This window comes from Nonomuraea marmarensis (assembly GCF_043197025.1).
Lineage (GTDB): Bacteria > Actinomycetota > Actinomycetes > Streptosporangiales > Streptosporangiaceae > Nonomuraea > Nonomuraea marmarensis.
This window is the reverse complement of the sequence record NZ_JBICRM010000006.1, coordinates 268,763-289,216: the sequence shown is the minus strand read 5'-3', so window position 1 is coordinate 289,216 and position 20,454 is coordinate 268,763. Positions and strand designations below refer to the sequence as shown.

Genomic DNA, 20,454 nt, shown 5'->3' with positions numbered 1-20,454 from the left:
CATCTCTCCTCAAACGTCAGCGACCCTGGCGCCGGACTACGCCAGGGTCGTGGATCAAGTTGTCTCTCGGGAATTCTCAGCCGACGACGTTCTTCAACGCCTCGCCGAGCGCCTTCGCCTCGTCGGCGGAAATCTCCACGACGAGCCGGCCGCCACCCTCCAGGGGGACCCGCATGACAATGCCGCGCCCTTCCTTGGTGACCTCGAGCGGACCATCGCCGGTCCGCGGCTTCATCGCCGCCATGCGTGCATCCCTTCCTGCCTTGGGCTCCCGCGGCCCGCGATTTCCGACCTCCCATGGGGGGTGGTCGGCGCATTCACGTCTTCTGTGATGTCCTATTCTCCCGCATCGAGAGCCCTCATGGGTAACGATCTCCTCCCAGAATGCGTTGTCGCGGCAGGCGATGACGTCCAAACTGGACCTCGTGCACGCTCGCGCCGCTCTGTTCGATCTCTATGGAGACCACCTGCGTTCACGCGGTGGGCAGGCGTCCGTCGCCGCGCTCGTGAGGCTCATGAAACCCCTGGAAATTGCCGCTCCCGCCGTGCGTACGGCGGTTTCGCGCATGGTCAGGCAGGGGTGGCTGCGGCCGATCAGGCTTCCCCATGGAGCCGGCTACGGGGTCACGCCGAAGTGTGTCAGGCGGCTGGATGAGGCCGCACTGAGAATTTACCGAGCCGGAACACTGACCTGGCACGGCCGCTGGCACCTGATCGTCTTCGAGCCGGTCAGGGAGCGGCCGCGCAGGGAACGGCTCCGGGCCGACCTGACATTCCTCGGCTACGCGTCGCTGTCCGAGACGACGTGGATCGGTCCACGTTCCTCGATCGAGCTGGACAACCTGCTCGAAGGCGAGGGCGTGCGGGCCGACAGGTTCGACGCGGCGTTAGAGGGAGACCCGCGCGAGCTGGTCTCCCGGGCATGGGATCTGGCCGCCATCGGCGAGGCGTACGAGCACTGGCACGCCGAGGCTGTCACGCTGATCAGCACGCTGCCCGAGGGAGCACCGGCGGACCAGGTGTTCGCCACCAGGAGCAGGCTCGTGCACGGCTGGCGAAACTTCCTGTTCCGCGACCCGGGGCTGCCGCCCGAGCTGCTGCCCGCAGGCTGGCCCGGCGAGAAGGCCAGGGCCTACTTCGAGCAGGAGGCCGCCCGGCTGCTGCCCGCAGCCGCGGCGTTCGTCGACAGGGAGTTGATTTGATCCGCTATGACGTGGCCGACGCCGTCGCCACCATCACGCTCGACCGCCCCGACGCGATGAACTCGCTCACCGCCGAGACCAAGCAGGCCCTGCTCGACGCGCTGCGCCGCGCCGCCGGCGACCCGGGGGTGAGAGCCGTCCTGCTCACGGGCTCGGGACGGGCCTTCTGCGCGGGCCAGGACCTGCGCGAGCACGCGGACAACCTGGCGGCGGGCCGCGGCCTGGCCGGGACCGTCCGCGCGCACTACAACCCGATCGTGGAGCTGATCACCACCATGGGCAAGCCGGTGGTGGCCGCCGTCAACGGCGTCGCCGCGGGCGCGGGCGCGTCGCTGGCGTTCGCCTGCGACCTGCGGATCGCCTCGGAGAAGGCCAAGTTCGCGCTGGCGTTCGCCGGCATCGGCCTGGCCCCCGACTCGGGCGCGTCATGGACGCTGCAGCGCCTGGTCGGCCGGGGCCGCGCCGCCGAGCTGATGTTGCTCGGCGAGCCGCTCGACGCGGCCCGCGCGCTGGAGCTGGGGCTGGTCACGCGCGTGGTCCCGCCCGGCGACGTGCTGAAGACCGCCCAGGAGCTGTCGGTACGCCTCGCGCACGGCCCCACCCTGGCCTACGCCGCCACCAAGCGGGCGCTGGCCTACGCCGCGACGCACTCGCTGCCCGACTCGCTGGCCATGGAAGCCGACCTTCAGGACGAATGCGTCGCCACCAGGGATCATCAGAACGCCACGCAGGCCTTCCTCGCCAAAGAACATCCGACTTTCAACGGTGAGTAACGACTCCACCACGCTCCCATGCGATATTCCTAGCGCCATGGACCACTCCGACGCGCCCGGCCCGCACGACTTCGAAGCGCTCCGCACGACCGCCGTGGACCTGCTCACCGGCGGCGAGATCGACGTCTCCGACCCGGTCTACGCCAGGCCGCTGGCCACGCTGAGCGAGACGGCCGCCGGCTGGCTGGCCCAGCTGACCCCCGCCGAGATGTGGCCCGACCTCCCGCTCGAAGGCCGTCCCGGCAACGTCACCGGCAGCTACGGCCGGCTGCGCCTGATCGCCACCGCCTGGGCCACGCCGGGCACCGCGCTGCACGGCGACGACGCCGTCGCGGCGACGGTCGTGGACGCGCTCGACCTGCTCCACGAGGGCCACTACAACGAGCGGCTGCCCGAGACGGGCAACTGGTGGTTCTGGGAGATCGGCACGCCGGCCGAACTGGCCCGCACCTGCGTGCTGCTCGGCGACCGGCTCGACGCCGGCAGGCTCGGGGCGTACCTGGGGGCGATCGACCGGTTCTGCCCGGACGCCGACTGCCGGGCGGGCCATCCCGCGGCCCGCGAGAGCGGCGCGAACCGGGCCGACAAAGCGTCCATCGTCGCCTTCCGCGGCGTGGCCGGGCGCAGCGCCGGCAAGCTGGCGCAGGCCCGCGACGGCCTGTCGGACGTGCGCGACGGCGGCCGGCACAGCGTGTTCGGCTACGTCGGCTCCGGCGACGGGTTCTACCGCGACGGGTCGTTCATCCAGCACGGCGACGTCGCCTACACGGGCTCCTACGGCCTGTCCCTGCTCACCGCGGTCGCCCAGACGGTCGCGCTGCTGCGCGGGTCGCCCTGGGAGGTGACCGACCCGGGACGGCAGGTGGTGCTGGACGCCGTGGAACGCTCCTTCGCGCCGTTCCTGCACGACGGCCTGCTGATGGACACGGTCAGGGGGCGGGCGGCCACCCGGCAGACGTTCTCCGACAGCGTGGCCGGTCATGGCGCGATCGGCGCGGTGCTGCTGCTCGCGCAGGGCGCGGAGGAGCCGTACCGGAGCCGGTTCAGGGAGCTGGCCAAGGGGTGGATCGAGCGCGGCGGGGCCCGTCCCTACCTGGAGCACGCGGACGTGCCGGAGACCCGGCGGGCGGTCGCCGTGCTGGACGACAAGACGGTCGAGGCCGCGCCCGAGCCCGTCGGGCACTTCGTGTTCCCCTCGATGGACCGCGTCGTGCACCGGCGGCCCGGCTGGTCGTTCGCGATCAGCCTGTCCTCGCGGCGGATCGCCTCCTACGAGGCGATCAACGCCGAGAACCTGCACGGCTGGTACACCGGTGACGGCATGACCTACCTCTACACCGGCGACCTGGGCCAGTTCGGCGCGGACTTCTGGCCGACGGTGGACCCGTACCGGCTGCCCGGGGTCACGGTCGACACCCGCGCGCGCGAGGACCTCTCCTTCCGCGCCTACTGCCCGGCCAACGCGCAGGCGGGCGGCGCGGTGCTCGAAGGCCGGTACGGTGCCGCCGCCATGGAGCTGATCGTCGACGGCGTGAGCCTGGCGGCGCGCAAGTCGTGGTACTGCCTGGACAACGTCGTGGTGGCGCTCGGCAGCGGCATCACGAGCTTCGACGGCCGCACCGTCGAGACCGTGGTGGAAAACCGGGCCACGGACGAGGACCCGTACTTCGGAGACGGCTGGGCGCATCTGGCAGGGGTGGGCGGCTACGTGTTCGAGGGGGCGCACAGCCTCGTGGAGACGCGTACCGGCCGGTGGCGCGACATCAACGCGGGCGACGACACCAGCGGCGCCTACGACCCCGTCACGCGGCGCTACGTGACCTTCTGGTTCGACCACGGCGTGAGCCCTCTGGACGCCTCCTACGCCTACGTCCTGCTGCCGAACGCCTCGCGCAGTCAGACGCGGGCGTTCCGCGGGTCGCGTCCCGTCCGGGTGCTGGCCAACACCCGGCGGTTGCAGGCGGTGCAGGCGCGCGGGCTGGTCGCGGCCACGTTCTGGGCGCCCGGCGAGGTCGCGGGGCTGGCCGCCGACGCGCCGTGCGTGGTGCTCATGCGGCGGGCCAGCGGGCGGATCCTGCTGGCCGTGGCAGACCCGAGCAGGACGGTGGACGCCGTGACGCTGACGCTCGACCGCCCCGCGCGGGCCATCGCCCGGGGCGACGACACCATCGCGCTGCGACCGGGGAAGAACCCCTCCGTCACCGTCAAGCTCGGCGGATCGCTCGGGCGCACCCACGCCGTCGAGCTCAGCGTGTACGCGCCACGCAGCCCTCGACATGATCGTTGACCAGGCCGATGGCCTGCATCAACGCGTAGGCCGTGGTCGGGCCGACGAACCTGAAGCCGTGCTTCTTCAGCTCCTTGGCCAGCGCCTTCGAGCCCGGGGTGGTGGCGGGCACGTCCGCCATCGTCCTGGGCGCGGGCGCGTCCGGCTCGGCGTAGCGCCACACCAGCTCCGACAGGCCCTCAGGCAGGTCGAGCGCGGCCCTGGCGTTGTTGACCGCCGCCTCGATCTTGGCCCGGTTGCGTACGATGCCCGCGTCGCCGAGCAGGCGCTCCACGTCCCGCTCGGTGTACGCGGCCACCTTGGGGATCGAGAAGCGGTCGAAGGCGGCCCGGAAGTTCTCCCGCTTGCGCAGGATCGTCAGCCACGACAGGCCCGACTGGAACGCCTCCAGCGCCACCCGCTCGAAGACCTCGTCGTCGCCCTTGAGCGGGCGGCCCCACTCCTCGTCGTGATAGGCGAGGTACATCGGGTCGGCCATGCCCGCCCACGCGCAGCGGATCGGCTCAGGGGACCGCTCGGTCACGAGCGCTCGTCCCCGTCGTTGCCCAGCGTGGCCCGCACGCGCTCCTCCTCGTCACGGGTCCGGGCGCCGGTCACGTCTGCGGCTCGGGCCTGTCCGTCACGGGCCTCGCCGCCCTCAGGCCCGTCCTCGGACTTGTCCTCGACGCCGTCCTTAAGCTCGTCTTCCGGCTCGCCTGGTTTCTCGTCCTCGGGCTCGCTCGGGTCCGGCTGCGCGGCGGCGGTCGCGCCGTCACGCGGCGGCACCCGCCACTCCGCACTCCCGTCCCAGGACAACGTCGCCCCGCTCGACGTCACGGGATCGCCCGACTCGGGCAGCTCCCGGGGAGCGGCCGGGGCCTCGGGCTCGTGGTCGGTACGCAGCCCGGCCCCCGGCGCGGCGTAGACCTCCTGGCGCGCGTGCAGCCGGCTCGACAGCAGCTCGGAGACCCGCTGCTCCAGCACCGCGATCCGGGTGTCCCGCGCGCTGATGGCGCCGGCAGCCCTGCGCAGGGTCTCGTCGACGCTGCCCGTGTGGTAGCCGACCAGATTGACCGGCAGTTGGAGCGCCATGAAGTCGACCGCTGTCAGCTGCCCCGGCTCGGGCAGGTCGAGAGGCGGCACGTCCGGCGGGAACTCGGTCAGCTCACCGCCCCTACCGAGGGAGACCAGGACCACGCACGCCAAGATGGCGATGGCGGCGATGGCGAGTATGACCAGCACATTGGCATCGTACTCATATCATCGGGGCACGAGGTCCCACACTTGCCGCAGCCCGTCTTTCTCCGGGCGGTGAGCGCGCCGGTCAGCCGGTGGCCTCACCGAGCTCGGCGACGCTGGGCCTGACCGGCTGGGCGCGGGCCTCCAGATGGGCGAACGCGTCTTCCACGGTGGCGGTCCAGGAGATCGCGTCGAAGACGTCGGGCCGGGTGAAGCCCTCGTCGTACATGTTGGAGACGAGCTTCCTGAGCGGGTCGTACAGGCCCCAGGGGTCGAGGATCACCAGGGGGCGGTCGTGGATGCCGAGCACCCGCGCGGTCCAGATCTCGAACAGCTCCTCCAGCGTGCCGATGCCGCCGGGCAGCACGAGGAACGCGTCCGAGCGGGCGTCCATGAGGCCCTTGCGCTCGCGCATGCCGTCGGTGACGATCAGCTCGTCCGACTCCTCGTCCGCCACCTCGATGTCCACCAGGACCTGCGGGATCACGCCGATCGTGCGCCCGCCGGCCGCGCGCACGGCCGAGGTGACGGCGCCCATGCAGGAGACGGTGGCGCCGCCGCTCACCAGGGTGTGGCCCCGCTTGCCCAGCTCGGTGCCCACATGTCCGGCCAGATCGAGGTATTTCTTGTCGATGTTCAGGCTCGAGGCGCAGAAGACGCAGATGTTCACAACGGGGAAGCCTATTGGGGCTCGGCGAATTGGGCCTCGGCGACCTCCAGCTCCTCCTCGCGCCGCTGGGAGCGGGCCAGGTCGGCGTCCACGATGATGCGCACGGCCTCGTCCACGTCGTCGGTGACGGTGATCAGGTCGAGGTCGTGGGCCGCGATCTTGCCCGAGCTGAGCAGGGTGCCCTTGATCCAGTCGAGCAGCCCGCCCCAGAACTCCGAGCCCATCAGCACCACGGGGAAGGAGGTGACCTTGTGGGTCTGCACCAGCGTGAGCGCCTCGAACAGCTCGTCGAGCGTGCCGAAGCCGCCGGGCAGCGCGATGAAGCCGCACGAGTATTTGACGAACATCGTCTTGCGCACGAAGAAGTAGCGGAACTCGATGCCGAGGTCGATGTAGTCGTTCATGTGCTGCTCGAACGGCAGCTCGATGCCGAGCCCGACCGACACCGCGCCGTCCACCTCGCTCGCGCCCCGGTTGGCGGCCTCCATGACGCCCGGCCCGCCGCCCGTGATCACGGCGTAGCCCGACTCGGCCAGCGCGCGGCCGAGCGTCCGGCCCGTCTTGTACTCGGGCGAGCCCTCCGCGGTGCGGGCCGAGCCGAAGACCGTGACCGCCGGCGGCAACGCGGCGAGTTGCCCGAACCCCTCCACGAACTCGGCCTGGATCCGCAGCACCCGCCACGGGTCCATGTGCACCCAGTCGGCGGGTCCCTGGCGGGCGAGCAGGCGCTCGTCGTGGGTGGAGCGGGGGACGAGGCTGCCGCGGACGACGGCTTGCCCCTGACGGCGTTCGGGACGTGGCTTTTCCATGCGGGTCACGCTAGTCCTCCTCGCAGACGACCGCGAAACCCCTGGTAGACCGGGGGAAGCGGGCTTCTGAAAAATCTTGGAAGAAGCAGGGAACCGAATTTCGACCACCCTGCGTCTAAACGTCGAGGGTGCTGCTCGGGACTGAAAGTGGTCTTCCCCGCCAAATGGCCGGCGAGGAAGGCCACTTTCATATTGTGAGCCAGTCGAGCATGGCCCGCTCGCTCTCGACGATCTTCGTCAGCGACACGTACTCGCCTTGTTGGTGCGCCAGGTTCGGATCCCCGGGCCCGTAGTTCACGGCGGGCACCCCCAGCGTGGAGAAGCGGGCGACGTCCGTCCACCCCAGCTTGGCGCGCGGCGTGCCGCCGACGGCCGCGGTGAAGGCCGCCGCCACGGGATGCGTCAGCCCCGGCCTGGCCGCGGGCGCGGTGTCCCCGAAGGTCACCTCGAAACCGTCGAACACCTCTCGTACGTGCTGCTTCGCCTGTTCGATCGACAGGTCGGGGGCGAACCGGTAGTTGACGGTCACCACGCACAGATCGGGGATGACGTTGCCCGCCACCCCGCCCCGCACGGTGACCGCGTTCAGTCCTTCGTGGTATTCGAGCCCGTCGACCACCGGCAGCCGCGCCTCGTAGGCGTTCAGCCGGGCCAGCACCGGCTCGATCCCGTGGATGGCGTTGACCCCGAACCACGACCTGGCGCTGTGCGCGCGCTTGCCCGGCACGGTGATGTCGGCGCGCAGCGTGCCCTGGCAGCCGCCCTCGATCACGCCGTCGGTCGGCTCCATCAGCACCGCGAAATCGGCCGCGAGCCAGTCGGGATGGTCCCTGGCCACCCTGGTCAGGCCGTTGCGCTCGGCCTCGACCTCCTCGCAGTCGTAGAAGACGTAGGTGATGTCCTTGTTGGGCGCGGGCACGGTCGCCGCCAGCCTGAGCGCGATCGCCACGCCGGCCTTCATGTCGGACGTGCCGCACCCGTACAGGAGGTCGCCCTCCACCCGGCTGGGCAGGTTGGCCGCGACGGGGACGGTGTCGAGGTGCCCGGCGATCAGCACGCGCTCGGACGTGCCCAGTTCGGTGCGGGCGACGATCGTCTCGCCCGACCGTTCGACCTTCAGGTGGGGCAGTGCGGACAGCGCCCGCTCGACCGCGTCGGCCAGCGCCCGCTCCTCCCCGCTCACCGACTCGATGTCCACGATCGCGGCGGTCAGCGCGCGTACGTCCTGCGTCAGGTCAAGCATCAGGTGTTCACTCCGTGTTCGCGCAGCACCTCGTTGAGCGCCGCCTTGTCGTGCCGCTGCCCCGGCTCCAGGCGTTTGAGCACCAGCACGCACGGCAGGCCGAACGTGCCGCCGGGGAACTCCTTCTGGCGGGTGCCGCTGACGGCCACGCACCAGTCGGGGATCCGGCCGCGGGCCAGTTCCTCGCCCGTCTGCACGTCGATCACCGGGATCGACGCCGACAGGATCGTTCCAGCGCCGACCACCGCGCCCTGGCCGACCCGGGCGCCCTCGACGATCATCGACCTGCTGCCGATCAGCGCGTCGTCCTCCACGACGACCGGGACGGCGTTGGGCGGCTCCAGCACGCCGCCGATGCCCGCACCGCCGGACAAATGAACATTTTTGCCGATCTGGGCGCAGGATCCGACCGTGGCCCAGGTGTCGACCATCGTGCCGGAGTCCACGTACGCGCCGATGTTCGTGAACGACGGCATCAGCACCACGCCCGGCGCCAGGTAGGAGCCCCAGCGGGCGATCGCGCCCGGCACCACCCGCACCCCGTCGAACGAGCTCTTCAACGGGTGCCTGTCGTGGTGCTGGAAGTCCCCGACCTGCGAGCGCGCCATGCCGAGCACCTTGAAGCTGAGCAGGATGGCCCGCTTGGCCCGCTCGTCCACGACCACCTCGCCGCCCACCAGTCGCGCGGCCCTCGCCACGCCCCTGTCGAGCAGGTCCACCGCGCCGACCACCTGGTGGCGCGCATCTACGTCGGCCGGCGACAACTCCGCGCGGCGCTCCCACAGCTCGTCCACCACCGGCGATATCGGTGACGAGGTGCTCACGTGACTCATGGCCACGGAGCTTATCCGGCCGGGTAGGTTTTTCAGGGTGCGCCTGCGCTTCTCTCGTGGAGTCATCACCATCGCGATCATCGTCATCGTGCTCGCGGTGGGCATTTCCGTGGGTCTCTACTACTTGCTGAAGAAAGCGACGCCGCTGGCCGTGCCCGAGGCGCATTGCACCGTTCACACCCCTGACGGCGTCCGCGATCTCGTTCCCGAGCAGGCGCAGATCTCGGCCACCATCGCGGCCGTCGCGGCGCGGCGCAAGCTGCCCGAGCGGGCGGTGGTGATCGCGTACGCGACGGCGCTGCAGGAGTCGAAGCTCTTCAACCTCGACTACGGCGACCGCGACTCGGTCGGCGTGTTCCAGCAGCGCCAGTCGCAGGGGTGGGGCCCGAAAAAGCAGCTCATGGACCCCGTCTACGCCACCACCAAGTTCTTCGCTGCCCTGGCCAAGGTGAAGAACTACCGCAAGATCCCGCTGGCGGACGCGGCACAGGCCGTGCAGCGCTCGGCGGGCGGCTACGCCTACGCCCAGCACGAGGCGGACGCCAAGATCCTGGCCGCCGCGTTCACCGGGCGTGTCCCCCAGGCCGTCCACTGCTGGTATCCGCCGGGCAAGACCCCCACGCCGCAGCCGCGGACCGCCGAGGCCCGCAAGCAACTCGCCAGGGCGCTCGGCAGCACGGCCATCACCACGAAGAAACGCGGGTGGCTGGTGGCCGCCTGGTCGGTGGCCCACGCCGAGAAGTACGCGCTGAGCCACGTCGGCTACGCCGGCGCCACCTGGTCGAACGACCTCGAGATCGAAGGCTGGCAGGCGGGCGGCAAATCAGGCTCCACCCAGGTCGAACTCTCCTGAACCGCCGCGTGCACGGTGTGGCACCGAGCGGTGCGGGCTATGAGGCGCGGCGGACGATGGTGATCGAGCCGGGTGGCAGCGGCTGGGCGTAGCTGGCCGTCCACGAGCGGCCCTGGATGCGCTCGAACGACAGCAGCCGTCCGTCGGCGGCGCGGTAGTCGGCGAAGTCGAGCAGCCCCCGGTCCGGGTTGCCGGTGTCGCCCTCGCTCCGGAACGCGGCCGTGCCCCGCTCGATCGGGAAGAACTCCACGCCCTCCATGATCAGCATGCTCTTGGCCGGGACCATGCCCTGGGTGGGCACGTCGGTCCAGAGCTGCACCTCGAGGTGGGGCGGATCGCCCGCGAGCACCTCGACGGAGAGCCACTGGAGGCGGCGGGCGGCGTCACGTAAGAGGTATTCGGTCCACTGCTGGCCCTGCCAGGAGATGTGCATGGCGCCGAGCACGCGCGCGGGCGACCCGTGCACCTCGATCCGGTCCCCGACCCGGATCGTGCGAGGGTCGGTGTAGTCGGTGCCGGCATGCTCCGCCGCGCTCACCGGTGCCGGCAGCGGGGTCTCGATGGGAGCGACCTCAGCCGGCGGCGCGCTCGGGCGGCCCTTCCTGTCTTGCCGCAGAGTGGCCAGGAAGGCCCCCAGCAGCAGCAGGACGGTGGCGATGCTCAGCCCGAGAACGACCATGGAGGTCATGCTCATCGATCAGCTCGCTCCACTCGCGGTCTGCCTCGGCAAAAGCCCTTATCAATTTGTCTATCAATTAGCCCGGGAGCCTGTGCGGCTGGCTCTGACGCGCGATCCTACTGGAGGCGGCGCACCGCCGCACTGATCCGCTCATCAGTCGCGGTAACCGCGATGCGGATGTGCCGTCCACCTGCCGATCCATAGAACTCGCCCGGCGCGACCAAAATGCCGATTTCGGAGAGCTTGGCCACCTGATCCCAGGCGCTCTGCCCGTTCGACGCCCAGAAGTACAGACCGGCCGTCGAATGGTCGATGCTCCACCCCGCCCGCTCCAGCGCGGGACGGAGCAGGGCGCGGCGCGCGGCGTAGCGCTCGTGCTGCCGGTCGGCGTGCGCGTCGTCGCCGAGCGCGGCAGTCATGGCCGCCTGGACCGGCCAGGGCATGAGCATGCCCGCGTGCTTGCGCATCTCCAGCAGCCGCTTGACCAGGACGGGATCGCCCGTCACGAACCCGGCGCGGTAGCCGGCCAGGTTGGAGCGCTTGGAGAGCGAGTGAACCGCGAGCAGCCCCTCGTGGGAGCCGCCGCAGACGTCGGGGTGCAGGATCGAGACCGGTTCCTCTTCCCAGCCCAGCTCGATGTAGCACTCGTCGGAGGCCACGACCGTGCCGCGTTCGCGGGCCCAGGACACGACCTTGCGCAGGTGTTTGGCGGGCAGCACCCGGCCCGTGGGGTTGCCGGGAGAGTTGATCCAGAGCAGGTCCACGTGCTCGGGGCCGAGTGCGAACGTGCTGTCCGCGGCCGTGGCCACCGCCCCGGCCAGCCGCGCCCCCACGTCGTAGGTGGGGTAGGCGAGTTCGGGGAAGACCACCCGCCCGGCGCCGAGGTAGGTCGGCAGCCAGGCGACGAACTCCTTGGAGCCGATCACCGGGAGCACGTCCTTTTGATCGACGGTGACGCCGTGCCTGCGCCGCAGCCACCCCGCCGCGGCCTCGCGCAGCGCCTTGGTGCCGTGGGTGAACGGGTAGCCGGGGCTGTTGGCCGCCCCCACCAGAGCGTCCTGGACGATCTGCGGCACCGGGTCGACGGGCGTGCCGACCGAGAGGTCGACGATGCCGCCGGGATGTGCAAGCGCACGCTCTTTGTACGGCTCCAGTCGGTCCCAGGGGAAGTCGGGCAGGTTGTTCACGGTTCTCCAGGGTTGTGCGTTGCCGTACTACAGCGCACGCCGATAGGGGGCGCATCCGGCCTGGATGCCCCCCGTGAACGGCGCGCGCTAGTGGTCCTCACCCTGCGGTGGCAGGACGGCCACCACCGGGTGGTCCTTTTCTATCTTTCCGACCTTCGAGGCGCCACCAGGCGAGCCGAGGTCCTCAAAGAAGTCCACGTTCGCCTTGTAGTACTCCTTCCACTGCTCGGGAAGGTCGTCCTCATAGAAAATCGCCTCGACGGGGCATACAGGCTCACACGCGCCGCAGTCCACGCACTCGTCGGGGTGGATGTAAAGCATGCGCTCGCCCTCGTAGATGCAATCGACGGGGCACTCCTCGATGCACGCCTTGTCCAGGACGTCCACGCAAGGCTGCGCGATGACGTAGGTCACCTCGAGCTCCTTCTTCTCCGCACCATGGCATGACTCTGACCGCGGTTTGCTAGGCCCTAGTATTGCCGTGCTTGCCAGCTGGCCGAAACGGAGGGTGGCAAACTCGTGGCCGCACGCCTTGTCATCAGGATCACAACTCAGGACATAGGCACACGGATCACCACTCGGAGGCGCGTCCAGGGCGGGTTTCGCGACACCGTCGGAATCCTGGAGGCGTGGGAGGGTGGCGTGCTCAAGGTTCGTAAAAAAGATGGCACGCTGGTGGAGATTTTCGAGGAAACACTGGTAGCGGCCAAAGTTGTTCCGGTCGCGCCTCCTCGACCTGAACGGATGTAACAGTAAGTATTCGTTCTGTGACCGTACGTACCTGCGCCGCCGCAGCAGCCATCCTCGCCAGCGCCGGATGCGGCGCGTCGTCCACCGACTCCTTGCCGGAGTCCAAGAAGCTGCCGCCGATCAACGTCCGGGCCGGCTCCATGAAGGCGGGCTTCGCCACCATGGAGCGGCTCGCCGAGGCCGCCAAGCACGAGGGGCAGCTCAACGTGATCGCGCTGCCCCGCGACTGGGTCAACTACGGCGAGGTCATCGACACCTTCGCCGACAAGTACGACATCAAGGTCAACGAGCTCGAGCCGCGTGCCGGCAGCAAGCGCGAACTGGACGCCGCCGCCCAGCTCAAGCCCGACGTGTTCGACCTGACCATGGACGTGGCCGTGTCCGCCGCCGACAGGTTCGCCCCGTACAAGGTGCAGAGCTGGCAGGACCTGCCCGACCACGTCAAGGACTCGTCCGGCGCCTGGTACGCCGCCTACGGCGGCTACATGTCCATCGGGTACGACCCGCGCGCGGTCAAACCGCCCGCCACCTTCGCCGACCTGCTCAAACCCGGCTACCGGGTGGCGCTCGACGGCGACCCGCTGCGCTCGGCGTCGGCGTTCGACGGCGTCATGGCCGCCTCCATGCGGGCCGGGGTGCCGCAACCCCAGCAGGGAGTCGAGCTGTTCGCCAAGCTCAAGCAGGCCGGGCAGCTCGCGGAACCGGCCAAGGCCAACGTGATCATCGCCTGGGACCACCTGAACGCGACCCGCAGCGCGAACCAGTCCGACGCGTGGAAGGTGACGATCCCGCGGGACGCGCCGCTCGGCGACTACCACGTGCAGGCGATCAACAAGGCGGCGCCGCACCCGGCCGCCGCCCGCCTCTGGCAGGAGTTCCTCTTCTCCGATGAGGGCCAGAACCTGCTCCAGAAGGGGTACGCCCGCCCGGCGCGCGGCGAGGCCATGCTCATGAAGCGCACGCTCGACGCCGAGCAGGCGGCCAAACTTCCCAAGGCGCCCGGTCCGCCCGTCCTCATGACGATTCCGCAGGCAGACGCGGCGAAGGCGTACCTCAAGAAGGAATGGGCGAAGAGTGTGGGATGAGTCCGATGTGACTTGATATGTCGTAGGGACGTTCAGGCTCTAAAGTGAACGGACAGCACGGCCACGGGGGCCCGATGTCTGACGAATGAGAGCTGATCGTCTTGCGATATGACACACCGAGTTTGGAGCGGTGGAACAGTCGCGCCTACGACAGCAGCTTCGGCTACGTCTCGACGCAGGGCGCGCCGCTGGTCGACCTGCTGGATCCGCGCCCCGGCGAGCGCGTGCTCGACCTCGGGTGCGGCACCGGGGTGCTCACCTCGCAGCTCGCCTTCAGGGGCGCGGACGTGCTCGGCATCGACGGCTCGTCCGCGATGATCGAGAAGGCGCTGGCGCAGTATCCGGGGATCAACTTCATCGTCGGCGACGGGCACGACTTCAGCGTCGTGGACCCGTACGACGCGGTGTTCTCCAACGCGGCGCTGCACTGGATGAGCCGCGATCCCGCCGCCGTGATCGCCAACGTCCGCGAGGCGCTCACGCCCGGGGGGCGGTTCGTCGCGGAGATGGGCGGGTCGGGCAACTGCGCCGAACTGACCGCCGCCATGCTGACGGCCTGGCGCGAGTACGGCCTGCGCGAACCCGAGCTGCCGTGGTACTTTCCCACGCCTGCCGAGTACGCCCGCCGCCTCGAGCAGGAGGGGTTCGTGGTCCGGCTGCTCGAATACTTCGACCGGCCGACCCCGCTCGACGAGTGCCCCGGCGGGGCCGCCGACTGGGTGCGCATGTTCGCCGCCTCGGTGCTCGAAGGGCTCCCGCCGGACATCGTGGAACCCCTGCTCCGTCGCGTCAACGAACTGGCCGCGCCCGCACTTCGCAGGGAGACTGGCTGGATGGCCGACTACGTGCGTCTACGCTTTGCCGCTGTTCGGCGTTGATGCGTCGTGCGGGATGCGTAGGGCTGATTTGCCGGACTATGGTCTGTTCCGTGGGCGGCGAGATTATGGCTGCACCGCTGCGGCGGCGTGAGGGGCTGGTGAACGGAACGGGATGAACTTCTGCCTGAGCGACCTCGTACCACCGTTGAGGTGGAGCGACGCGTCGACGATCACGCTACTCACCGGGCAGCCGGATCTGCCGGATGCGTGGTGGCGCAGCCTGCCCATGCCGCGCGTCCTCGCCGCCATCGGCCCGGAGTCGCTGGGCGAGCTGCTCACGGAGATCGCCCTGGAGCACTGGCCCGCGGCGGCGGTGGGCGACGTCCTGCCGGCGCTGTACGTGCTGGACCCGGAGGAGGCGGACGAGCCCGCCGTCGCGATCGCGCTCGACCGGGCGGGGTCGTGGGCCGGGCTGATGGCGCTGACCAGCAGGGAGCTGGCTGACCAGCCCTTCATCCAGGCGCGTCCGGTGCTGAACACGCTGTTCTCAGCAGTTTTGGTACGTCTCGCACACCCGCACCCGGCACCCCCGCACGTCGCGGCCCCCGCCAAGGCGTCCGCGACCGCACCCGCCGCCTCGGCCGAGATCGAGCCGGTGGCCGAGGCCACGCCGGAGCCGGTCGCCGAGGAGCACGCGCCCGAGCCTGTGGCGCAGTTCGCCGCCGCCGCACCACTCGCCGACGCGTCCGAGCCGGTCGCGGCCGAGCCGGTCGCCGCCGAGCCGGAACCGCTCGCGGGCGAGGCCATCGCCGAGCCTGCCGCAGAGGAGCCCGCCGTGGCCGCGCCCGGCGAGGCCGTGGCGTCGCACGCGGAGGCGCCGGCGGAGCAGGCTTCCGAGGCCGACCCGACCGGCGCGGGCGAGCCCGAGGCCGTCCCAACCGACGAGGGCCAGCCCGAGGCAGCTCCGACCGATGAGGGCGCGCCCGAGGCCGTCGAGCCGGTGCTGGACGCCGACGCCGGGCCGGTGTCCGAGCAGGCCCCCGTACCTGAGCCCGAGCCCGAGCCCGAGCTCATGCCTGAGCTCGTGTCCGAGCGCGGGTTCGACACCGCCGACGAGCCCGCTCCTGAGCCCGCATCCGAAGAGGCGGCAGCGCTGGAGGTGGCAGCGGCGGCAGAGGACGTGGTCCAGCAGGCCGAACCGGAGCCTGGCGAAGCCGCCACACCCGAGCAGGCACCCGCCGAGACCCCGGAGCCCGTCGCGGCCGAAGCCGTGTCGGCGGGCGAAGCGCCGGAGCTCGACCAGGCGGGGCAGCAGGAGTTGCCCGAGCTCATCGAGGCCGCGTTCGCCGGGCTCGACGACAAGAGCTGGGCCGTGGCGCAGAACCGGGTCTTCACCGACCAGCCGTCCGCCGTGGATCAGCTCGCCAAGCTCTTCGCCGTCCCCCCGGCCGAGATCTCCGCCACCGAGCACAAGCTCCGCGCCCGCCTCGATCACTGGCTGGCCAGCGAGGAGGCGGCCCCGTACCGGGCCCATCTGGACGAGCTGCGCAGGACGCTGGGCCCGGCGGCGCCCAAGGACCAGCTCATCGGCGCCGCCGACTGGCACAACGTGGAGATCCGCGCGCTGGAGGTGCCCGCCTGGCAGTTCGTGCTGGCGACCCTCCCGCCGCCGCCCCAGCCGCAGTCGGCGTTCGGCCCCGCCCAGTCGCCGCCTCCCGGCCCACCCCAGTTCCAGGCGTTCACGCCGGTCACGCCGCCGGTCGGGGAGTCCAACGGGGGTTCCGGCGAGCAGCAGGACAAGCCGTACCAGCCGTTGAAGGACGTCTCCCAGACCAGGCGCTGCTTCAGGCAGCCCGACGGCCGGTGGTGGTTGCGCGTCGACGTGACCGCCGAGCAACTGGCCGGGGGCGAGTGCGCGTTGCCGACGGGGTTCGCGTCGTACCTGGGGCTGTCGCCGGGCGACAGCAGGACGGTCAGGAGCGCCGCGGGCGAGCTGACCATGGTCTGGCACGGCAGGCCGGTGCTCGAGTCCATCGAACGCCTCCTCGTCGACGTGGGAGCGCGCGAGGGCGGGCACCTGTTCTTAACGCTGTCGGACGAGGGCGTGTTGCGGGCCAGGCACCTGCCGGTCGCCGCGCAGGGCGCCGAGCAGATCACCAAGGCGCTCCGCCTGGTCGGGTACACGGCTCCGGGCGGCACCCGGGACCAGGCGGCCAGGGTGATCGCCACGAGGATCGGCATGACCGGACCTGTCAGCCTGCCCGAGCTGCTCACCAGGCTCCGCGAACGCGGGGACCGCGACCTGCTTGCCCTCCTGGACTGAGCCGGTGCCGCGGCTCGCGATCGGCCCTGAGTTTCCCAGGGAGCTCAGCGCACTGGCCCAGCCGGTGCGCAGGGACGCCGTGGTCGCGCTGCGCAGGTTCCTGCTGAACGTGTCCGGCGCCCCGCACCCCGAGAAGGTCAGGGGCGGCCGGGATCCGCGGGTCGCGACGCTGCGGCTGGCCGAGGGGCACCGCGGGGTGGTGGTGCGGCACCGGGACGTCTATTGGCTGCGTACGGTCCTGCCCGACCCCGACGCCTGGTCGTACGCCCAACGCCACAGGTACGGCGTCAATCCCGTCATAGGCGTCGTCGAGGAATGGGACGCCGAGAGCCTGGAACGGGTGGAGCCCGCGTTACGCAGATCGGTCCGGTCACCGGGGCTGTTCGACCCGATCTGCGACGGCGATCTGCTGGGGCTGGGCCTGGACGTGCACGCGCTGCCGCTGTTCCGGCTGATCACGACCGAGGCCGACGTCGCCGCGCTCGAACCGCTGCTGCCGCCCACCCAGCACGTCCCCCTGGCCGTGCTGGCCCGCGGCGGCTCGCTCTCGGAGGCGTGGCGGGAGCTGGACGCCTGGCGCGCGTCCGACGAGGAGACCGGCCCGATCGACACCGAGGACCTGCACATGGCGCTGCGGCGCAGCCCCGACCGTGCGGTGTTCGTGCCCGACAAGCTGGCGCTCGACCGGGTGCTGGCGGCGCCGGGCTGGTGCACGTTCCCGCATCCGCCGCAACACCGCCTTGCCAGGGCCGCCCGCTACGAGCACCCCGTGCTGGTCGTGGGCGGGGCGGGCACCGGCAAGACCGTCGTCGCCCTGCACCGGGCCGCCCACCTGGCCGCGCACGGCAGCGGTCCGGTGTTGCTCGTGACGTTCTCGCAGGGGCTGGCCGAGGAGCTGACCCGGCGGCTGGACGTGCTGATCGAGGACGAGGTCGTCCGCAAGCGGGTCGAGGTGGACAACGCCGAACGCCTGGCCATGCGGATCGTGACCGCCTCGGAGGGCCGCCGCCCCGCGCTGGTCGGCCCCAGGGCGCGCTCGCTGGGCGAGCTGACGGATGAGGCGATCAGGTTGCTGTCCATCGCGACAGGAGATCTACTCGACGACGTGGAGCCGGGGCGCAAGCCGTACCGTCACATCATTGTGGATGAGGCGCAGGACGTCAGCCCGGCGCAGTGGCGGTTGCTGCGCGCGGCGGCGCCGCGCGCGCACGACGACCTGTTCGTGGTCGGCGACCCGCACCAGCGCGTCACCGACACGCGAGTGGCGCTCGGCGCGGTCGGCATCCCCGCCGCCCAGCACACGCTCAGACTCTCCTACCGCCTGCCCCAGGAGCTGCTGTCCTTCGTGGTCCGGCTGCGCGGCGGCGGCCCCGCCAGCGGCCTGGTCAGGGGCACGACAGGCATGTACGGATTCCGCGCGACGCACAACGGCGAACGCCCGATAATCAGGGAGTATGACAGCCTCGAGTCGGAGCTGGCCGGGCTGCGGACCACGATCGAGTCGTGGCTGGCCGACGGCGTGCCCCCGGGCGAGATCGCCGTCGGCGCCCGCAATCCCCGGCTCGTCCGCGACGCCAGGCAGGCGCTGGCCGGGCTGGACGTGTGGGCATCGACCTTCCAGCATCTCAAGGGCTTCGAGTTCGAGCGGGTGGCCCTCATCGGTGTGGCTGAGGGCGTGGTGCCCGAGCCGCCGCCGGACGAGCCGAACGCGCGGGCTCGTGCCCTGCAACGCGAGCGGAGCATACTGTTCGTCGCCTGCACTCGCGCACGCGCGATCCTCTATATCTCCCATTCCGGAAGAGGCAGCCCCTTTTTGCCCCTCTGATCACATAGTCTGAACTGCGGATATATCGTCCCTTTGCCGGTTGGACCTCAATGAACCTCAGCCTGAGCGACGTCGCGCCACCACTGCGCTGGACCTCCCCTGGTCAGATCGCGCCGATCGTGGAGGAGCCACAGCTGCCCGAGGCCTGGTGGCAGGCGATTCCCCTCGACCGCGCGTGCGCCACCGTCGGAACGCAGACCGTCTCCGGCCACCTCGCCGACCTGGCGGTGGCGTGCTGGGGTCATCTGCTGCTCGGCGACATCCTGCCGCTGCTGCGCTTCTCCGACCCCGCCGAGGCCGAGCGCACGCCGGAGATGCTGGGCAGGGACGTGGTGCAGAAGCTGTTCACCGGCGTGTTCGAGCGGCTGCTCGAGCCCGCGCCCGAGTCCGTGCCGGCGCCGTCCAGGCCGGACAAGCCGCTGCCCGAGCTGATCGACGACCTGTTCGCGGCGCTGGACGACCGGCAGCGGGCCATCGCCCGCGACCGGCTGTACGCGACCCAGCGGGCCACGCTGGACGAGCTGGCGCAGCGTTTCTCGGTGACGCGGGAGCGGATCAGGCAGATCGAGCGCGACCTGCGTGACCATGTGGAGTCCTGGCTGGGCGGTCCCGAAGCGGCCGCGCTGGTCGCGCACGTGACCTGGTTGCGCGGCCGGTTGGGCTCGGCCGTGCCGGCCGACGACCTGCAGGCCGCGGTGCCGTGGCACGGGGCCGAGCTGCGTTCGCTGGGGATCCCGGTGTGGCGGTTCGTGCGCACGCTGCTGACCGGCTACGAGCAGGCCGACGGGTGGCTGGTGTCGGGCGGAGCCGACGAGCTGAGGGAGAAGACGCGCCAACTGTTCACCGACGGGCCGCGCCCGCTCGGCGAGGCCGTGGCCATGGTCGCCCAGCTCGGCGTGCGCGAGGACGTGGCCGAGCGGTGGATCCTGGCCGTGCCGCAGCTACGCGTGCTCGGCCAGCACGTGGTGCCGTGGCCGCGCAGCATCAACGAGAAGGCGGAGGCGGTGCTGGCGGTGGCGGGCGCGCCGCTGTCGCCCGAGGAGATCCAGGAGCGCATCGGTGAGGACTACAGCCTGGTCGGCATCCGCAACCAGCTCACCGCCGACGAGCGTTTCCGCCGCATCGACCGGAACAAGTACGGCCTGACCCGGTGGGGCGGCGACGAGTACCTGGGGATCAGGGAGATGATCGCCAGGGAGATCGAGCGGGCGGGCGGCGAGGCGTCCGTGAGCACGATCGTGACGAACCTGACCAATCGCTACGACGTGAGCGAGAGCTCGGTACGGGCGTACTCGGGCGGTCCCGGGTTCGAGCGTACGCAGCGGGGCTGGATCCGGGTGGCGGGCACCTCTCCTGGCGGGGAGGCGGAGCCGTACCAGCCGCGTAAGGACGTGTCGCTGACCCGGCGCAGCTTCCGCTCCCGCGACGGGCGCTGGTGGCACCGGGTGGACGTGAACGCCGAGCACCTGCGCGGGTCCGGGTCGCCGCTGCCCACGGGGTTCGCGGCCTACCTGGGGATGGCGCCGGGCGGGCAGCTCACCGCCTCGACGCCGTCCGGCGACGTGGTGATCAGCTGGCACAACCAGCCCACCATGGGATCGATCCGCAACGTGCTGGCCGACTTCAAGGCGAGCGAGGGCGACCACGTGTTCCTGACCGTGTCGGACGGGGGCGAGCTGCTGACCCGCTACCTGCCCGCCGCCGCCGTCGGGATCCCCCCGGTGAACCGGGCGCTCTACCTCATCGGGATCACCGCTCCCGTCAACTCCGAGATCGAGGGGTTGCGGCTGATCGGGGCCAGGATCGGACTGTCCGACCTGGCCACCCGCGAGGAGATCCTGGGCAGGCTGCGCGATCGCGGCGACCGGGACATACTCGGTTTCCTGGGCGGATGACGCC

Annotated in this window: 20 protein-coding genes; 10 read left to right on the top strand and 10 right to left on the bottom strand. The window is 70.9% G+C overall.

Annotated elements, in window-relative coordinates:
• Positions 1–76: 76 nt before the first annotated feature.
• Positions 77–244 carry a DUF3117 domain-containing protein gene (locus tag ACFLIM_RS12565; protein WP_020545024.1) on the bottom strand — a complete coding sequence of 56 codons (168 nt, stop codon included), beginning with the start codon at positions 242–244 and terminating at the stop codon, positions 77–79.
• A gap of 160 nt (positions 245–404) precedes the next feature.
• Between ACFLIM_RS12565 and ACFLIM_RS12560 the strand changes: the two genes are divergently transcribed.
• Genes ACFLIM_RS12560 through ACFLIM_RS12550 form a run of 3 tightly spaced genes read left to right on the top strand, consistent with a single transcriptional unit; the run spans position 405 to position 4,262 of the window.
• Positions 405–1,202 (top strand): PaaX family transcriptional regulator, encoded by a 798-nt coding sequence (locus ACFLIM_RS12560; RefSeq protein ID WP_393164688.1) that lies wholly within the window; start codon positions 405–407, stop codon positions 1,200–1,202.
• Positions 1,199–1,975, top strand: coding sequence for an enoyl-CoA hydratase-related protein (locus ACFLIM_RS12555; protein WP_393164687.1), 777 nt, complete (start codon positions 1,199–1,201; stop codon positions 1,973–1,975). The genes ACFLIM_RS12560 and ACFLIM_RS12555 overlap by 4 nt, the downstream gene beginning before the upstream one ends.
• 37 nt (positions 1,976–2,012) lie before the next feature.
• On the top strand, positions 2,013–4,262 hold the full coding sequence (locus ACFLIM_RS12550) for a polysaccharide lyase 8 family protein (RefSeq protein ID WP_393164686.1): 2,250 nt from the start codon (positions 2,013–2,015) through the stop codon (positions 4,260–4,262).
• Here ACFLIM_RS12550 and ACFLIM_RS12545 read toward each other — a convergent pair.
• The 6 genes from ACFLIM_RS12545 to ACFLIM_RS12520 all read right to left on the bottom strand — a co-directional run bounded on the left by ACFLIM_RS12545 (position 4,222) and on the right by ACFLIM_RS12520 (position 9,035).
• The gene (locus tag ACFLIM_RS12545; RefSeq protein ID WP_393164846.1) at positions 4,222–4,740 is read right to left on the bottom strand and encodes a DNA-3-methyladenine glycosylase I; all 519 of its coding nucleotides are present in this window, start codon (positions 4,738–4,740) and stop codon (positions 4,222–4,224) included. The two genes, ACFLIM_RS12550 and ACFLIM_RS12545, sit on opposite strands and share 41 nt — an antisense overlap.
• A 41-nt stretch (positions 4,741–4,781) precedes the next feature.
• Positions 4,782–5,483, bottom strand: coding sequence for a hypothetical protein (locus ACFLIM_RS12540; RefSeq protein ID WP_393164685.1), 702 nt, complete (start codon positions 5,481–5,483; stop codon positions 4,782–4,784).
• Between the two features lie 82 nt (positions 5,484–5,565).
• A complete protein-coding gene (locus ACFLIM_RS12535; RefSeq protein ID WP_393164684.1) occupies positions 5,566–6,150 on the bottom strand; it encodes an LOG family protein in 585 nt (194 codons plus the stop codon).
• 11 nt (positions 6,151–6,161) lie between these two features.
• Complete coding sequence (locus tag ACFLIM_RS12530) at positions 6,162–6,959, bottom strand: LOG family protein (protein ID WP_393164683.1); 798 nt, start codon at positions 6,957–6,959, stop codon at positions 6,162–6,164.
• A 187-nt stretch (positions 6,960–7,146) separates the two neighbouring features.
• Positions 7,147–8,202, bottom strand: coding sequence for a succinyl-diaminopimelate desuccinylase (gene dapE / locus ACFLIM_RS12525; RefSeq protein WP_393164682.1), 1,056 nt, complete (start codon positions 8,200–8,202; stop codon positions 7,147–7,149).
• Positions 8,202–9,035, bottom strand: coding sequence for a 2,3,4,5-tetrahydropyridine-2,6-dicarboxylate N-succinyltransferase (locus ACFLIM_RS12520; protein ID WP_393164681.1), 834 nt, complete (start codon positions 9,033–9,035; stop codon positions 8,202–8,204). The genes dapE and ACFLIM_RS12520 overlap by 1 nt, the downstream gene beginning before the upstream one ends.
• A gap of 37 nt (positions 9,036–9,072) precedes the next feature.
• Between ACFLIM_RS12520 and ACFLIM_RS12515 the strand changes: the two genes are divergently transcribed.
• Positions 9,073–9,888 carry a hypothetical protein gene (locus tag ACFLIM_RS12515; protein WP_393164680.1) on the top strand — a complete coding sequence of 272 codons (816 nt, stop codon included), beginning with the start codon at positions 9,073–9,075 and terminating at the stop codon, positions 9,886–9,888.
• Positions 9,889–9,925: 37 nt separating this feature from the next.
• Here the strand turns inward: ACFLIM_RS12515 and ACFLIM_RS12510 are convergent, their stop codons facing one another.
• The 3 genes from ACFLIM_RS12510 to fdxA form a co-directional block, all read right to left on the bottom strand.
• Positions 9,926–10,582: a DUF4178 domain-containing protein gene (locus ACFLIM_RS12510; protein WP_393164679.1), complete on the bottom strand. Its 657-nt coding sequence runs from the start codon at positions 10,580–10,582 to the stop codon at positions 9,926–9,928.
• 101 nt (positions 10,583–10,683) lie between these two features.
• Complete coding sequence (gene dapC / locus ACFLIM_RS12505) at positions 10,684–11,754, bottom strand: succinyldiaminopimelate transaminase (RefSeq protein WP_393164678.1); 1,071 nt, start codon at positions 11,752–11,754, stop codon at positions 10,684–10,686.
• Between the two features lie 87 nt (positions 11,755–11,841).
• Positions 11,842–12,168 (bottom strand): ferredoxin, encoded by a 327-nt coding sequence (gene fdxA, locus ACFLIM_RS12500; RefSeq protein WP_393164677.1) that lies wholly within the window; start codon positions 12,166–12,168, stop codon positions 11,842–11,844.
• 105 nt (positions 12,169–12,273) lie between these two features.
• Between fdxA and ACFLIM_RS12495 the strand changes: the two genes are divergently transcribed.
• The 6 genes from ACFLIM_RS12495 (at position 12,274) to ACFLIM_RS12470 (ending at position 20,450) form a co-directional block, all read left to right on the top strand.
• Complete coding sequence (locus ACFLIM_RS12495; RefSeq protein ID WP_393164676.1) at positions 12,274–12,504, top strand: hypothetical protein; 231 nt, start codon at positions 12,274–12,276, stop codon at positions 12,502–12,504.
• A 17-nt stretch (positions 12,505–12,521) separates the two neighbouring features.
• Positions 12,522–13,589 carry an ABC transporter substrate-binding protein gene (locus tag ACFLIM_RS12490; RefSeq protein WP_393164675.1) on the top strand — a complete coding sequence of 356 codons (1,068 nt, stop codon included), beginning with the start codon at positions 12,522–12,524 and terminating at the stop codon, positions 13,587–13,589.
• Positions 13,590–13,690: 101 nt separating this feature from the next.
• Positions 13,691–14,467 carry a class I SAM-dependent methyltransferase gene (locus ACFLIM_RS12485; RefSeq protein ID WP_393164674.1) on the top strand — a complete coding sequence of 259 codons (777 nt, stop codon included), beginning with the start codon at positions 13,691–13,693 and terminating at the stop codon, positions 14,465–14,467.
• Between the two features lie 112 nt (positions 14,468–14,579).
• Entirely contained in the window at positions 14,580–16,730 is a 2,151-nt protein-coding gene (locus ACFLIM_RS12480) for a hypothetical protein (protein ID WP_393164673.1), read from the top strand.
• Positions 16,731–16,734: 4 nt separating this feature from the next.
• A complete protein-coding gene (locus tag ACFLIM_RS12475; RefSeq protein ID WP_393164672.1) occupies positions 16,735–18,555 on the top strand; it encodes a UvrD-helicase domain-containing protein in 1,821 nt (606 codons plus the stop codon).
• A gap of 50 nt (positions 18,556–18,605) precedes the next feature.
• Positions 18,606–20,450 (top strand): sigma factor-like helix-turn-helix DNA-binding protein, encoded by a 1,845-nt coding sequence (locus tag ACFLIM_RS12470; protein ID WP_393164671.1) that lies wholly within the window; start codon positions 18,606–18,608, stop codon positions 20,448–20,450.
• Positions 20,451–20,454: the final 4 nt, after the last annotated feature.

Coding starts and splice junctions, on each gene's coding strand:
- ACFLIM_RS12565 (WP_020545024.1), bottom strand. CDS start 244: ATGGCGGCGATGAAGCCGCGGACCGGCGATGGTCCGCTCGAGGTCACC.
- ACFLIM_RS12560 (WP_393164688.1), top strand. CDS start 405: ATGACGTCCAAACTGGACCTCGTGCACGCTCGCGCCGCTCTGTTCGAT.
- ACFLIM_RS12550 (WP_393164686.1), top strand. CDS start 2,013: ATGGACCACTCCGACGCGCCCGGCCCGCACGACTTCGAAGCGCTCCGC.
- ACFLIM_RS12545 (WP_393164846.1), bottom strand. CDS start 4,740: ATGGCCGACCCGATGTACCTCGCCTATCACGACGAGGAGTGGGGCCGC.
- ACFLIM_RS12530 (WP_393164683.1), bottom strand. CDS start 6,959: ATGGAAAAGCCACGTCCCGAACGCCGTCAGGGGCAAGCCGTCGTCCGC.
- dapE (WP_393164682.1), bottom strand. CDS start 8,202: ATGCTTGACCTGACGCAGGACGTACGCGCGCTGACCGCCGCGATCGTG.
- ACFLIM_RS12520 (WP_393164681.1), bottom strand. CDS start 9,035: ATGAGTCACGTGAGCACCTCGTCACCGATATCGCCGGTGGTGGACGAG.
- ACFLIM_RS12510 (WP_393164679.1), bottom strand. CDS start 10,582: ATGAGCATGACCTCCATGGTCGTTCTCGGGCTGAGCATCGCCACCGTC.
- ACFLIM_RS12480 (WP_393164673.1), top strand. CDS start 14,580: ATGAACTTCTGCCTGAGCGACCTCGTACCACCGTTGAGGTGGAGCGAC.
- ACFLIM_RS12470 (WP_393164671.1), top strand. CDS start 18,606: ATGAACCTCAGCCTGAGCGACGTCGCGCCACCACTGCGCTGGACCTCC.